Raw genomic sequence first — 13,568 nt, 5'->3', positions numbered from 1 at the left:
GGTTCACATCGTCAGGTTGGTTGATCCACCGTCCAGCAGAATATTCTGCCCCACGATGAACCCCGCGTGCTGAGAACAAAGGAACGCGCAGGCGGCACCGAATTCCTGCCGCGTGCCATAGCGCCGCACCGGGATCGTCGCGGCGCGTTCAGCCTGCGCCTCGTCCCTCGAGATTCCTTTTTGCGCCGCCACCCCACCATCGAGCGAAATCGCCCGATCCGTGGCGTGGATACCCGGCAGCAGGTTGTTGATCGTCACCCCATGCGGAGCAACCTGTCGGGACGTACCGGCCACATATCCGGTCAGCCCTGTCCGCGCCGCATTAGACAACCCCAAAGCCGGGATCGGCGCACGCACGGATTGCGAGGTGATATTGACCACCCGGCCCCAGCCCTTGTCCATCATGCCCGGCAGCAGTGCTTTCATGAACGTAATCGGCGTCAGCATATTGGCGTCCAGCGCCTTTATGAAATCCTCCCGATCCCAATCCGACCACAGACCCGGCGGCGGGCCACCGGCATTTGTTACCAGAATATCAATGCCCTGCGCGGCTTCGATCACCTGCGCCTGCCCCTCGGGTGAGGTGACATCGCAGGCGATTGTCTGCACGGCGATGCCGTAGTCCGTCTGCAAACGCGCACCCTCGGCCTCAAGCACTTCGGCCCCGCGCGCGTTCATAATCAGATCGACGCCCTCGGCCGCCAAAGCCTCGGCACACCCAAGTCCCAGCCCTTTGCTGCTGGCGCAGACGAGCGCGCGTTTTCCTCGAATTCCCAGGTCCATTCAAATTTCCCCACTAGGTTTTCAGTACGCCGCCAGAACCTGACGCCATCTTCATGATGTATTGAATACCGGCAACGGTCAGTCGACCGAAACGGCGCTTATTGCTTCCCATCACTGATCTGTTCAGAGATCCTTTTGACTTGGTGCCTCGGCAGCATCAAGAGAACCGAGGATCTTGGTCAACCCGTCAGTGCTTGTGCCTTCACCTGACCAATTGCCCTGATCGTACACCGTCTGAATGACTTCGGAACACTGATCGGCGGAACATCCGCGCGCGCCCTTCAGACTGGCCTCCTGTTCGGACATCAAGCTGGTAAAGCCGTTCAGTTTGGCCAATTCCGCATTCAACTGGTTCTGTAACTCGACCGAAAGATCGCCAGAGTAGAGATCAACAAAGGCACCCAGTTCGCGCGCCAGTCTCTCATTCGTTCGACGTGCCGACCGGAGCGAGCGCAGGATTTGACGGCGGAACGATGCGCTGAGTTTTCCCGTTTGTCGGACCACCTCGTGCGCCTGAGAAATGCGACCGCTTAATGTGGCAACCTTGCGCTGCGTTGTCTCCATTCTCTGCATAAGGTTCTTGGCATCCGCTGCCATTCGCGCTGGCTTGGTATTCAGCTCCTCGCCGCTATTGCCATCCGCTTCAGACCGGCTTTCTTGGCTGGTCTGAGCCACGCCAGGGTCGTCATTGCACCCACCGCAATCGACCCGGGCATCCGGTTGTTCCGGAAGGCTGTGACCCGGATGGGCCGAAGCAACTTGAACCTGCTGTGAAAAAAGAAGCGCAGCGGCCATGCAAACCAGTGACAATTTCGTTGTAATATTGCTCATTTCGACCTTTAGTACCGTAACTTCTTATCTGCTCAGGCAGGGGCTGCCCCAAAATTTGCAGCGCCCCACCCGACCAGATCAAAGTCGCGGCGCCGCGTCAGTAGAAAAACTCCTCGCGCACGATTTTTCCATCCGCAACGTGATAAATTCCTACCTCTTTCATATCGAAGCTCTCGCCGGTTTCCTTCACCTTGCCCTGCACTTCGAAAATCACCGCAAAACGGTCGTCGCCATGCGGGAACGGGTCGCTGACCGACGCGCCCGAGACCTCATGCGCGCTGTCCCACCATTCATGCTTGCCGCGGATCGCATCCCGGCCATGGGTTTCACGCCCCATGCCTTCCATTTCATGCGCCTCGACCGAGACGGCATCGGGTGCATAGAGTTTTTCAAGGTTTTCCTTGGTGCGGTTTTCACGGCACCCTGCGACCAGTTCGTCGGCAATCTCTTTCAAATTCATCGGTCAACTCCATCATTTGTTCACTATATGTTCTTATTGCCATAAGGACATGATTCGAACCACCCCCTTTGTCTTGCCTCGGCAGGATTCCACGCCTATACGCGCGCTTATGCTTGATACCTCGAACCAGCCCGCCCTGCCGCCCGAGATTGCCCGGCGCCGGACCTTCGCCATCATCTCGCACCCGGATGCGGGCAAGACGACGCTGACGGAAAAGTTCCTGTTGTACGGGGGTGCGATTCAGATGGCCGGTCAGGTGCGCGCCAAGGGTGAGGCGCGGCGCACGCGCTCGGACTTCATGCAGATGGAGAAGGATCGGGGCATCTCGGTCTCGGCCTCGGCGATGTCGTTCGATTATGGCAACTTCCGGTTCAATCTGGTGGACACACCCGGCCACTCGGATTTTTCCGAGGATACCTATCGCACACTGACCGCCGTGGATGCTGCCGTGATGGTGATCGACGGCGCGAAAGGTGTGGAAAGCCAGACCCAGAAACTGTTCGAGGTCTGCCGTTTGCGCGACCTGCCCATCCTGACCTTCTGTAACAAGATGGACCGCGAAAGCCGCGATACGTTCGAGATTATCGACGAAATTCAGGAAATGCTGGCCATCGACGTCACCCCTGCCGCGTGGCCGATTGGCGTGGGGCGCGATTTCATCGGCTGCTACGACATGCTGCGCGACCGGCTGGAACTGATGGACCGCGCCGACCGCAACAAGGTGGCCGAGAGCATCCAGATCAACGGGCTGGACGATCCCAAGCTGGCGGAACATGTACCCGAACATCTGCTCGAGACGCTGCTGGAAGAGGTCGAGATGGCGCGCGAATTGCTGCCTGCGCTGGACCCGCAGGCGGTGCTGGAAGGCCACATGACCCCGATCTGGTTCGGCTCGGCGATCAATTCCTTCGGTGTCAAGGAATTGATGGAAGGCATCGGCGCCTATGGCCCGCAGCCGCAGGTGCAGTCGGCTGAACCTCGTCAGATCGCACCTGATGAAAAGAAGGTCGCCGGTTTTGTCTTCAAGGTGCAGGCCAATATGGACCCCAAGCACCGCGACCGGGTTGCCTTTGTCCGCATGGCTTCGGGTCATTTCAAGCGCGGTATGAAGCTGACCCATGTGCGGTCGAAAAAGCCGATGGCGATCTCGAACCCCGTGCTGTTCCTCGCCTCGGACCGGGAACTGGCGGATGAGGCCTGGGCCGGGGACATCATCGGCATCCCCAACCACGGGCAGCTGCGCATCGGCGACACGCTGACCGAAGGCGAAGCGCTGCGCGTGACCGGCATTCCGTCCTTTGCGCCGGAACTGCTGCAAGGTGTCCGCGCGGGCGACCCGATGAAAGCCAAGCATCTGGAAAAAGCCCTGATGCAGTTTGCCGAGGAAGGCGCGGCCAAGGTGTTCAAACCCTCGATCGGGTCGGGCTTTATCGTTGGCGTCGTCGGCGCGCTGCAATTCGAAGTGCTCGCCAGCCGGATCGAGATGGAATATGGCCTGCCCGTGCGGTTCGAGGCGTCTCAGTTTACCTCGGCCCGCTGGGTCAGCGGTGAAAAGGCCGAGGTGGAGAAATTCGTCAATGCCAACAAGCAGCACATCGCCCATGACCATGACGGCGACATCGTTTATCTGACCCGCCTGCAATGGGACATTGACCGGGTAGTTCGCGACTATCCAGCGCTGAACCTGACCGCCACGAAAGAGATGATGACATGAGGCAACTGGTCAATTGCGCAGCCGAACTCGGCTGTGCAACTCTGCGCGCATGAGCGAGGATGATCTGACCTTTCCCGGCGGCCTGCCCGACATGCTGGACAGTTTTGAGAACCGGCGCAGCCCGTTTGAATTCGGCACTCAAACACTGCCCCCGCTCGATGTGGACCTTGAACCCCTGACCCAGCGGCTTGTGCCGGACAGCGCGACCCAATTGCCCGAGGTTGAAGACAGAACCTCGTGGGACCGGAAACGCGCGCAGATCGCGGTGGAATTTCTCGGCAAGTCGGAACTGGCCTTTCTGAACGCTCAACTGATCTCGAACCTGCGTAAACGGTCCTATCCGCGCCACGCGCCGGAGTTGTTCTGCCGCCTTTGGGCCGAGCAATCCGAACATTTGTTATCGGCGCTGGACCTGCGCTGGCTTGTCTCCTCGGTCCAGACTTTCGCGGATCATGGCCAAACCCCAACACAACGCGAGACCGGGCACGCCCTGCGAGTGTTCTTCGGAATGATGAAGCTTTACGAATTTGAGCGCCTGTTCTCTGGCACCCCGCCGGAAACGCCGTTCAGATTCCGCAACAAGGCAGGAGTCGACCTGCCCTATGAAATGCAGTCCTTTTCCCTAGAACGCGGCGGTCTGGCCGTCACCCTGATCGCCCCGATCTGGACCAAAGCGCTGACCGACCCGACGATTGCGCCGCTGGTCGATCACCTGATGACCGAGTTGAACAAGGACCCCGGCAGCGTGTTTCGCCGCCTGAAACGGATGCGCGGCATACGGCTCGCCCGGCAAGCCCGCGCATGACCACCTGGGGCATCGTTTCCATGGTCCGGGGCGAAACCCGGGATATTCTGGGCTTCGCGGCGCATCACCTCGATCTCGGGGTGGATTTTATGTACATCTACATGGACGAACCCAACCGCCCTGCGTTCCGGGCGCTCAGGCAGCATCCGAACGTCCGGGTTCGGGTGTGTGACGAAGCGTTCTGGCTAAAACGCAAACGCAACCGGCCCGACAAACATCAGATCCGCCAGACCGTCCACGCCACCTTTGCCTATCGCAATACCGGTCTGGACTGGCTGGCCCATATTGACGTCGACGAGTTCCTTTGGCCGTCCGAACCCATCGCGGACCTGCTGAACTCCGTCCCCGCGAATATCCCGGCGGTGCGTGTCCGCCCGATGGAGGCGATGGCGGGTGGCGAGGACCTGTTCAAGGCCCACATCCCCGCCGGACCCGATCGTGAGGCGCTGGTGCAGGAGATTTACCCCAACTATGGCGGCTTCGTTCTGGGCGGGTTTCTAAGCCACGTGCAGGGCAAGCTGATCGTGCGCAACGGAATGGAAAACCTGAACTTCCGCATCCACAACCTGTTCCAGAACAAAGAGCTTTTGCCCTGCAAGTTCGAACTGCCGCAACTGGAGCTGTGCCACCGCCACGCCCCGGATTGGGAACACTGGCTGGCCCATTACGGGTTCCGGATGGAGCGTGGCTCGTATCAGGCCGGAAACTCGCCCAACGTTCCGCGCGAACTGGGCGGGCTGACCAAGCACGAGCTGCACAGCTGGATCGAGGGCGAGCACGGCACCGAAGGCCTGCGCCGGTTTTTCGATGAAATGAGCGGTGCTGATCCGGATGTCCGCGCCCGGCTCAATGACCATGGCCTGATCCGGCATCGGCCCCTGAACCTGGATGAAAAGATCGCGAAACACTTTCCCGGAAGCTGCTGAATTGTTGCAGAAAATCCCGGCCGGGGATTGATTGCAACAGGTTAAAACCTCTTCATTTGACCCTGCCCCACGTTTTTGTTATGTCCGCGCTCAAGCCGAAATGCGCACGAGGCGCATGGCCATCCGGGCCCGGCAACTCTCAGACGCGCGGGCCAGGTCAAGTGTCCGCATGAACCGGACATACATGACAAAGTTTAACGAACTGAACCTGAACCCGAAGGTCCTCAAAGCCATTGAGGAAGCCGGATACGAAACCCCCACCCCGATCCAGGAAGGCGCGATTCCGCCTGCGCTGGAAGGGCGCGATGTGCTGGGCATTGCCCAGACCGGCACCGGCAAGACCGCAAGCTTCACGCTGCCGATGATCACCATGCTGGCCCGTGGCCGTGCCCGCGCACGGATGCCGCGGTCGCTGGTGTTGTGCCCCACGCGGGAATTGGCTGCACAGGTGGCCGAGAACTTCGACACCTATTCCAAGCACCTGAAACTGACCAAGGCACTGCTGATCGGCGGCGTCAGCTTCAAAGAACAGGACGCGCTGATCGACCGCGGCGTTGACGTGCTGATCGCCACGCCGGGCCGACTGCTGGACCATTTCGAACGCGGCAAGCTGCTGTTGACCGGCGTTCAGATCATGGTGGTGGACGAAGCCGACCGGATGCTGGACATGGGCTTCATCCCCGATATCGAACGCATCTTCTCTCTGACGCCGTTCACGCGCCAGACGCTGTTCTTTTCAGCCACCATGGCTTCCGAGATCGAACGCATCACCGACACGTTCCTGTCCGCCCCTGCCCGGATCGAAGTTGCCCGTCAGGCCACCGCATCCGAGACCATCGAACAGGGCGTGGTCATGTTCAAAGGCGGGCGTCGCGACCGTGAGGCCAGCAACAAACGCAAGGTTCTGCGCGCGCTGATCGATGCCGAGGGCGAGAAATGCACCAACGCGATCATCTTCTGCAACCGCAAGACGGATGTTGATATCTGCGCCAAGTCGCTGAAGAAATACGGCTACAACGCCTCCGCCATCCATGGCGATCTGGACCAGTCACAGCGGATGAAAACGCTGGACGGGTTCCGCGATGGCTCACTGCGCCTGCTGGTTGCTTCAGATGTGGCGGCGCGGGGTCTGGATATCCCTTCGGTCAGCCATGTGTTCAACTTCGACGTTCCCGGTCATGCCGAGGATTACGTCCACCGCATCGGTCGCACAGGTCGCGCCGGGCGCGAGGGCAAGGCGGTCACGATCTGCTCGGGCCGCGATGAAAAAGCGCTGGATGCGATTGAAAAACTGATCCAGAAGGATATCCCACGGCTGGACAATCCGGTGAAGGACGAGCCCAAGGCCGACAAGCCGAAGCCTGAGAAAAAGGTCAAAGAAGCCGAGGGCAAAAAAGACACCAAGAAGGATCGCGAACCCAAGGGGCGCGGTCGGGGCCGCAAAGAGGACAATGGCCGGGCCGTGGTGGGCATGGGCGATCACATGCCCAGCTTCATCGCGCTCAGCTTTGATGAACGGCGCGCTGGCTAGATTGCCAGCACCAGCACCAGAATCGATAATCCCAGCAATGACATCCCGGCGACTTCGCGCCGGGTGATGGTTTCGCGAAAGAACAGGATTGATGCGCCGAGGCTCAGGATCAGCTCGACCTGCCCCAGCGCCTTCACATAAGCCGCGTTCTGCAAGGTGAAGGCCAGAAACCAGCAAAACGACCCGCCGAGGCTGGTGAGCCCGACGAATATGCCGGTCGCCCGTGTCTCCCACACCGCGCGCAGCTCGGCCCGGTCGCGCCACATCAGCCATAGCCACATGCTGACGAACTGGAACGTCACCACCGCCGCCAGCGTGATCAGCGCCCGAAACCAGGCGTTTATGTCCCCCAGTTCCAGCGAAGCGCCCCGATAGCTGACCGCCGAAAAGGCAAACAGCACGCCCGAGCCAAGCCCGAGTTGCGACGCCCGGTTGGTCAGATGCCGCCACCACGCGCCATCGCCGCCCGGCGTTTTCGACAGCAGTAGCACGGCCATCAGGCCCAGCAGGATCGCCCCGAGGGCCCCGGCAGAGACCTCATCCCCAAGGATGAGGAAACCCACGATAGCGGTTTGAATAACCTCAGTTTTCTTGAAGGTGATCCCAACGGCGAAATTGCGTTGCTTGAACAGGGCGACAACGCAGATCGTCGCCAGAATCTGCGCGGTGCCGCCAATTGCCACGAACATCCAGAACCGCGCAGTCAGCGGCGGCAACTCGGCCCCCGTCCCCCACAGCACGATCAGCAGCGCCAATACCGCCAAAGGCATGGAATAGGCAAATCGCGCAAAGGTCGCGCCTGCTGCCGACAGTTTCACGCTGCTCAGCGATTTCTGCAGCATGAACCGCACCGTCTGGAACGAGGCGGCGGCGATGGTGACGGGAATCCATAAACTCATGAATTCCCTTCTGTCCCCAATTTACGGTTTTGGCCAGAGCGGATGCGCGACCGGGTCTTTCGCCCGCCAGAGGTGTTCGCGGAAGATTTGAGCGTAAGAGCGATACACATAAGCCTCGTTACAAGCCAGGTACCTGTCCTTTCCCGCTTTGTAGAGCGCGGGCAGCCGATACCAAGGCGCGGCCGGGTTCATATGATGAACGACGTGCAGGTTGTTGTTTAGAAACAGGAAAGACAAAAGCCCCCGGTCTTCGACAATCACGGTCCGGGCGCGGGATTTCTCATGCGCGCGGTGTTCAAGGAAGGTGCGGATTTTGACCAGACCCAGGCCGATATAGGCGGACAGAACAAAGGCCCAAACTGGCATCGCCGAGTGCGAGACGACCCACAAAGTGACCACAACCCCCGGGACATGCAGCGCCCATGCCAGCAAAATGGCAGCGTCCCCGCGCAACGCGCCGCGCCCCTCATCCCGCAGGAAGGCCACCTGCCCGATGGCCGGGCCCAGAACAATACGCCCCAGAAGCGTGTTGTTTGCGGTGTAAAGCAGCCTCTGCCACCGGTTCAGCCCAACCCAGACTTTAGGGTCGAGATAGTTTGATTCGGGGTCATCGTAGGGATCGGTCAGATTCGCATCCTGATGATGCGCCAGATGCAGGTCCCGGAACCGGTTGAACGGTATGAACAGGGTGAGCGGCAGCGCCATCAGCGCCTCGTTCAGCCACTTTGCCTGAAACGGATGACCATGCAGCGCCTCATGCGTGAGCGAGGAATGCAGCGCCGCAACCAGACCCATGGCTGGAATTGCCAGCCATAGGGACAATGCCGCCAGCCAGAACACCACCGCAAGCCACGCGGAATAGCAGGCCACGATCAGCGCGAAAGTGCCCCATTCGGGCGATCTGGGCGTCGTAGGCTCAGCCATGCCGCCCCCACGAAATCCCCGCCCAGATGCGATCGTAGATGACATACATCGTCAGACCGATCGCCGTATTGACCAGCGCGACGGCCCCGCCAACGGCGGCAGAGCCTGTAGCGATCAGGCCGACCAGCGTCATGACCGCCAAGCCTATCACATTCCACACGATTGCTTTCACGACCGATCTTCGTCGCGTTTCCATTCCGGACCCCATTCTTATTGTTCTCACAAAAGCGTTACATGCGGGCCCGGCTGCTGCACATTCTGAATATGATTAACAAAACTCACCGTTCATGATATTTATCACCACATGGATGACAAAATCGACAAACGCGACCGCGCTGCTCAGTTTCGTCTACGCCTTGCCCGCGCGATGGAGGAGCGCCACGTCAGCCAAAGCGCCCTTGCCCGCAACATTGGCGTCGACCGTTCGACCGTTTCGCAATTGCTGACGGATGAAGGTGCGCGCCTGCCAAACGCTCATGTGGTGGGCAGTTGCGCATCGTCGCTTGGGGTTTCGGCAGACTGGCTGCTTAGCCTGTCGGACCGTCCCGAAAGTGCCGCCGAACTGTTGGCCGGTTCCCTGACCATGGCCGAGGCCCCTCGCGCATTGGTCGACGAACGCATCTTTGAATGGCACCAGCAGGCAGCGGGGTACAAAATCCGTTACGTGCCGGCGACGCTGCCCGACATGCTGAAAACCCGCGCCGTTCTGGAATGGGAATATGCCCCGCATCTGGGCCGGACCGCAGATCAGGCGATCGGGGCTTCAGCAGACCGGCTGACATGGATGCGTAGCGCCCAATCGGATTATGAAATCGCCATGCCCCTGTTCGAGGTCTACAGCTTCGCGCATGGGGTCGGGTATTATGACGGCCTGCCGCTGCAGGTTCGTCTGGAACAGATCGACCACCTGCTGGACATCTGCGCACAGCTCTACCCCCGGTTGCGCATCTATCTGTTCGATGCCAAGCGGCTCTATTCCGCGCCGGTGACGATCTTTGGGCCGCTGCTCTGCGTGTTTTACGCCGGAAGCCACTATATGGCCTTCCGGGATCGCGACAGGATCGAGGTGTTCACCCGCCATTTCGACACCCTGATCCGCGAGGCCGACATGACCGCCCGCCATTTTCCGGATCACCTGAAACGGTTGCGGGCGGAAATCACGCAAGTCTCATCATGACACTTGGGGTATGAATTGGCCGCACCTGTTGTATAGTCGGGCTGTACAACCATCAGACATTCCGATCTGACACGGAGGATGACTGGAATGGACGCACTACAAACCGCTCAATACGCACGTGCCCTGTATTCCGCCCACGGTGACCGGGCCGAGGCGGAAGCCGCCCAGAAAATGCGCGAATGCGAGGACGCCGGGAATACCGAAGAGGCAAAGAACTGGCAGGCCGTGCGCAGCACGATCCGCCAGATCAGAGGCCCAAATCAGGGTTGAGCCAGCCCTTAAGAGCCGGGATTGACCAGGTGACCGTCGACGGCAATGACCTGCCCCGACACCAGCCGTGCCGCGTCCGATGCCAGGAACACCGCCATATCGGCAATGTCCCGCGCCTCGACAAAGCGGCGCATGGATGTGCCTGACGCATAGCCCTGATAGACTTCGTCAAAACTCACGCCTCGGGCATCGGCTTCGCGCTGAATCACAGCATTGATCCGGGGGCCTTCAACGGCACCGGGGCAGATCGTGTTGCAGCGAATCCCGAAGGGGCCAAGCTCCATCGCCAGGGTCTTGGCCAGCCCGATCACCCCCCATTTCGACGCGGAATAGGGCGCGCGGTTTGGATAGCCGTGCTGGCCCGCGGTCGAAGAAGTCACCACGATCGCACCGCTGCCCTGCCGCTTCATGATCGGCGCGACATGTTTTGCGCACAAAAACGTGCCTTCAAGATTGACCGACAGACAGCGCCGCCAATCCTCCAGCGATACGTCCTCGACCAAGGCGGTCGGCCCGGCAATCCCGGCATTGGCGCAGAGCGTATCCAGCCCACCCCATTGTGCCTCGATCTCGGCAAACAGGGCTGCGACAGCGGCATCGTCAGCGGCATCCACCTGGGATCGCTGCCAATGATCGGGGCACTCCGACAGGGCCGCCGCATCCACATCGGTCACCCAGACCTGCGCACCCGCCGCGTCAAAAGCCTCGGCCATGGCGCGGCCCACGCCGGACGCGCCCGCAGTGATCAGAACGCGCCCGCTCATGACGGTTTGCGGATCGCATCACCCGCTCCTTCCGGATAGGGCAATCCGGACTGCGCGCGCGCAACCCGTGCCATGGCGGATTCGATATCCGGGGACGGCGCACAGGGGCGCCTGGTTTCAAGATCGGTGTGCAGCAAAAAACTCTCTCCTGTCGCAAGAATCGCCTCACCTTGATACATCCAATGGAAAAGATGTAGCTTTTTTCCCTCGCCCAAAAGCAACTGTGTCCGCACTGCAATCCGGTCGCCCGCATGGACCTCATCCAGGTAGCGCACATGGGTCGCCGCGGTGAAATAACTGCCGCCCGAGGCGACATAATCGGAATCGCAACCGATGAGTTCCATGAACCGGTCGGTGGCGGCGGCGAAGGCCTCCTGAAACCGCGATTCGTTCATGTGGCCGTTATAGTCGGTCCAATCCAGCGGCACCGCGCGCGACAGGGTCAGGATCGGCTGGCTCAGATCGGCCTGGTCCAGATCGGGCAGCGCATCGGGTTTGCGCTGCGCGTCATGGCGGTTCAGTACCGCGCCCGCGCCCCAGTCCTGTGCCTTGAGCGCGCGCATCATGCCGACAAGGTTGTTGTCCCGGATACGCTCCAATTCCCGGATCGAGTGCATCCCCGACTGCGCATCCGACTGATCGGCAATCATATCGACCAGTTCGTCTGTAAACTCGGGCACATCCATCAGCTTGGTCCAGGGCCATTTCAGCGCGGGCCCGAACTGCGCCATGAAATGCCGCATCCCGGCCTCGCCCCCGGCCACGCGGTAGGTCTCGAACAGGCCCATCTGCGCCCAGCGAATGCCAAAACCCATGCGGATCGCCTCATCAACCTCTTCGGTTGTGGCAATACCGTCCTTGACCAGCCACAACGCCTCGCGCCAGACGGCTTCAAGGAACCGGTCGGCGATATGGGCGTCGATTTCCTTTTTGATGTGCAAGGGGAAAAAGCCCACAGAACTCAGCAGGTCCTTGGCCCGCTCAATCATCTCGGGCGCGTTCTTCCCGGTCGGTACAAGCTCGACCAGCGGCAACAGGTAAACCGGATTGAACGGATGCGTCACCACGATCTGTTCAGGCCGCAGCGCGCCCTCCTGCAGTTCCGAGGGTTTGAAGCCACTGGTCGAGGATCCGATGATCGCGCCCGGATCGCAAGCCTCCTGCAACGCTTTGTAAACCTTCAGCTTCAGGTCCAGCCGCTCTGGCACACTTTCCTGTATCCAGACCGCGCCCTGAACGGCCTCGGCCATCTCGCGATGAAAACTCACCGACCCTTCGGCTGGCAACGGCATATCGCTCAACCCCGGCAAAGACCGTCGCGCGTTGTCCAAAACCTCACCAATCTTCCGCTCGGCCTCGGGGTCCGGATCGAACACCCGCACATCCCAACCATTGAGCAGGAACCGAGCGGCCCACCCACCACCGATCACGCCACCCCCGATGATCGCCGCTGTCTTCATCGCATCACGCCCCAAACTTCATCTTTTCAAAAATACTCCGGGGGTTTGGGGGCTGGCCCCCAATTCTCCGTACCATCTCACTTCGCCGCCGGATCCCGCTTCACAAGCCCCAGCTTCTCGCGCACCTCCTGCGGGCCGATCACCCGCGCACCCATATTCTCGATGATCGTCCCGGCGCGTTCGACCAGCTGCCAGTTCTCGGCCAGCACACCCTTGTCCAGCCACAGGTTGTCCTCCAGCCCGACGCGCACATTGCCGCCTGCCAGCACCGCCGCCGCCACATAAGCCATCTGGTGCCGACCAAGGGAAAACGCACTGAACGTCCAGTCCTGCGGCACGTTGTTCACCATCGCCATGAAGGTATTCAGATCATCCGGCGCGCCCCACGGCACCCCCATGCATAGCTGTACCAGCGCATCTGGCTCCAGAATCCCTTCCTTCACCAATTGTTTGGCAAACCACAGATGCCCGGTGTCAAACGCCTCAATCTCGGGCTTTACACCCATATCGGTCATCATCTTGCCCATCGCCCGCAATGCACCGGGGGTGTTGGTCATGACGTAATCCGCCTCGGCGAAATTCATCGTACCGCAATCCAGGGTGCAAATCTCGGGCAGGCATTCCGCGATATGTGCAACCCGCTCAGACGCCCCGATAAGGTCGGTTGCGGCCTCGTTCACCGGGAACGGGGTCTCGACGCCGCCAAACACGATGTCGCCGCCCATCCCCGCCGTCAGGTTCAAAACCACATCCACGTCGGCGTCCCGTATCCGGTCCGTCACATCACGGTACAGATCCAACCGGCGGCTCGGCGCGCCGGTCTCGGGATCCCGCACATGGCAATGCACCACCGCCGCCCCTGCCTTGGCGGCGGCAATCGCGCTGTCGGCAATCTGCGCGGGCGAGCGCGGCACATGCGGGCTGCGATCCTGTGTCCCGCCCGAGCCGGTGATGGCGCAGGTTATAAAGACTTCGCGGTTCATTTCCAGAGGCATGGCGTTTTCCCCAACTTATACCGGCTTGT

15 protein-coding genes are annotated in these 13,568 nt (G+C 60.6%); 6 read left to right on the top strand and 9 right to left on the bottom strand.

Annotation, left to right across the window (positions count from 1 at the left end; genetic code table 11):
* Nucleotides 1–3: 3 nt before the first annotated feature.
* The 3 genes from ACR0EZ_RS15400 to ACR0EZ_RS15390 all read right to left on the bottom strand — a co-directional run bounded on the left by ACR0EZ_RS15400 (nucleotide 4) and on the right by ACR0EZ_RS15390 (nucleotide 2,074).
* Nucleotides 4–783 (bottom strand): SDR family oxidoreductase, encoded by a 780-nt coding sequence (locus tag ACR0EZ_RS15400; protein ID WP_480614618.1) that lies wholly within the window; start codon nucleotides 781–783, stop codon nucleotides 4–6.
* A gap of 123 nt (nucleotides 784–906) precedes the next feature.
* The gene (locus ACR0EZ_RS15395; RefSeq protein WP_480614615.1) at nucleotides 907–1,614 is read right to left on the bottom strand and encodes a hypothetical protein; all 708 of its coding nucleotides are present in this window, start codon (nucleotides 1,612–1,614) and stop codon (nucleotides 907–909) included.
* A 97-nt stretch (nucleotides 1,615–1,711) separates the two neighbouring features.
* Nucleotides 1,712–2,074 carry a nuclear transport factor 2 family protein gene (locus ACR0EZ_RS15390; protein ID WP_480614612.1) on the bottom strand — a complete coding sequence of 121 codons (363 nt, stop codon included), beginning with the start codon at nucleotides 2,072–2,074 and terminating at the stop codon, nucleotides 1,712–1,714.
* A 109-nt stretch (nucleotides 2,075–2,183) separates the two neighbouring features.
* Here ACR0EZ_RS15390 and ACR0EZ_RS15385 point away from each other — a divergent pair, with 109 nt between their 5' ends.
* From ACR0EZ_RS15385 to ACR0EZ_RS15370, 4 genes are all read left to right on the top strand, one after another.
* The gene (locus ACR0EZ_RS15385; RefSeq protein WP_480614610.1) at nucleotides 2,184–3,788 is read left to right on the top strand and encodes a peptide chain release factor 3; all 1,605 of its coding nucleotides are present in this window, start codon (nucleotides 2,184–2,186) and stop codon (nucleotides 3,786–3,788) included.
* Between the two features lie 49 nt (nucleotides 3,789–3,837).
* Nucleotides 3,838–4,593: a hypothetical protein gene (locus tag ACR0EZ_RS15380; RefSeq protein WP_480614607.1), complete on the top strand. Its 756-nt coding sequence runs from the start codon at nucleotides 3,838–3,840 to the stop codon at nucleotides 4,591–4,593.
* On the top strand, nucleotides 4,590–5,519 hold the full coding sequence (locus ACR0EZ_RS15375; RefSeq protein WP_480614604.1) for a glycosyltransferase family 2 protein: 930 nt from the start codon (nucleotides 4,590–4,592) through the stop codon (nucleotides 5,517–5,519). Before ACR0EZ_RS15380 ends, ACR0EZ_RS15375 begins: the two co-directional genes overlap by 4 nt.
* Nucleotides 5,520–5,703: 184 nt before the next feature.
* Nucleotides 5,704–7,050: a DEAD/DEAH box helicase gene (locus ACR0EZ_RS15370; protein WP_480614601.1), complete on the top strand. Its 1,347-nt coding sequence runs from the start codon at nucleotides 5,704–5,706 to the stop codon at nucleotides 7,048–7,050.
* Here ACR0EZ_RS15370 and ACR0EZ_RS15365 read toward each other — a convergent pair.
* Genes ACR0EZ_RS15365 through ACR0EZ_RS15355 form a run of 3 tightly spaced genes read right to left on the bottom strand, consistent with a single transcriptional unit; the run spans nucleotide 7,047 to nucleotide 9,069 of the window.
* The gene (locus ACR0EZ_RS15365) at nucleotides 7,047–7,949 is read right to left on the bottom strand and encodes an EamA family transporter (protein WP_480614599.1); all 903 of its coding nucleotides are present in this window, start codon (nucleotides 7,947–7,949) and stop codon (nucleotides 7,047–7,049) included. The two genes, ACR0EZ_RS15370 and ACR0EZ_RS15365, sit on opposite strands and share 4 nt — an antisense overlap.
* A gap of 21 nt (nucleotides 7,950–7,970) precedes the next feature.
* The gene (locus ACR0EZ_RS15360; RefSeq protein ID WP_480614596.1) at nucleotides 7,971–8,873 is read right to left on the bottom strand and encodes a fatty acid desaturase; all 903 of its coding nucleotides are present in this window, start codon (nucleotides 8,871–8,873) and stop codon (nucleotides 7,971–7,973) included.
* The gene (locus ACR0EZ_RS15355; RefSeq protein ID WP_480614593.1) at nucleotides 8,866–9,069 is read right to left on the bottom strand and encodes a DUF2061 domain-containing protein; all 204 of its coding nucleotides are present in this window, start codon (nucleotides 9,067–9,069) and stop codon (nucleotides 8,866–8,868) included. Before ACR0EZ_RS15355 ends, ACR0EZ_RS15360 begins: the two co-directional genes overlap by 8 nt.
* A gap of 108 nt (nucleotides 9,070–9,177) precedes the next feature.
* Between ACR0EZ_RS15355 and ACR0EZ_RS15350 the strand changes: the two genes are divergently transcribed.
* Entirely contained in the window at nucleotides 9,178–10,050 is an 873-nt protein-coding gene (locus tag ACR0EZ_RS15350; RefSeq protein ID WP_480614590.1) for a helix-turn-helix domain-containing protein, read from the top strand.
* A gap of 87 nt (nucleotides 10,051–10,137) precedes the next feature.
* Nucleotides 10,138–10,320, top strand: coding sequence for a hypothetical protein (locus tag ACR0EZ_RS15345; protein ID WP_480614587.1), 183 nt, complete (start codon nucleotides 10,138–10,140; stop codon nucleotides 10,318–10,320).
* A gap of 8 nt (nucleotides 10,321–10,328) precedes the next feature.
* On the opposite strand, the gene ACR0EZ_RS15340 is transcribed toward ACR0EZ_RS15345, so the two are convergent.
* The 3 genes from ACR0EZ_RS15340 to bcoG form a co-directional block, all read right to left on the bottom strand.
* The gene (locus ACR0EZ_RS15340) at nucleotides 10,329–11,084 is read right to left on the bottom strand and encodes an SDR family oxidoreductase (RefSeq protein ID WP_480614584.1); all 756 of its coding nucleotides are present in this window, start codon (nucleotides 11,082–11,084) and stop codon (nucleotides 10,329–10,331) included.
* Nucleotides 11,081–12,544 carry a carnitine 3-dehydrogenase gene (locus ACR0EZ_RS15335; protein WP_480614581.1) on the bottom strand — a complete coding sequence of 488 codons (1,464 nt, stop codon included), beginning with the start codon at nucleotides 12,542–12,544 and terminating at the stop codon, nucleotides 11,081–11,083. Before ACR0EZ_RS15335 ends, ACR0EZ_RS15340 begins: the two co-directional genes overlap by 4 nt.
* Before the next feature lie 77 nt (nucleotides 12,545–12,621).
* Nucleotides 12,622–13,539 (bottom strand): 3-dehydrocarnitine:acetyl-CoA trimethylamine transferase BcoG, encoded by a 918-nt coding sequence (gene bcoG / locus ACR0EZ_RS15330; RefSeq protein WP_480614579.1) that lies wholly within the window; start codon nucleotides 13,537–13,539, stop codon nucleotides 12,622–12,624.
* Nucleotides 13,540–13,568 lie beyond the last annotated feature (29 nt).

The organism is Ruegeria sp. AK4 (assembly GCF_056541025.1).
Note: the sequence above shows the minus strand (reverse complement) of the source record. Positions and strands in the feature narration are given on the sequence as shown.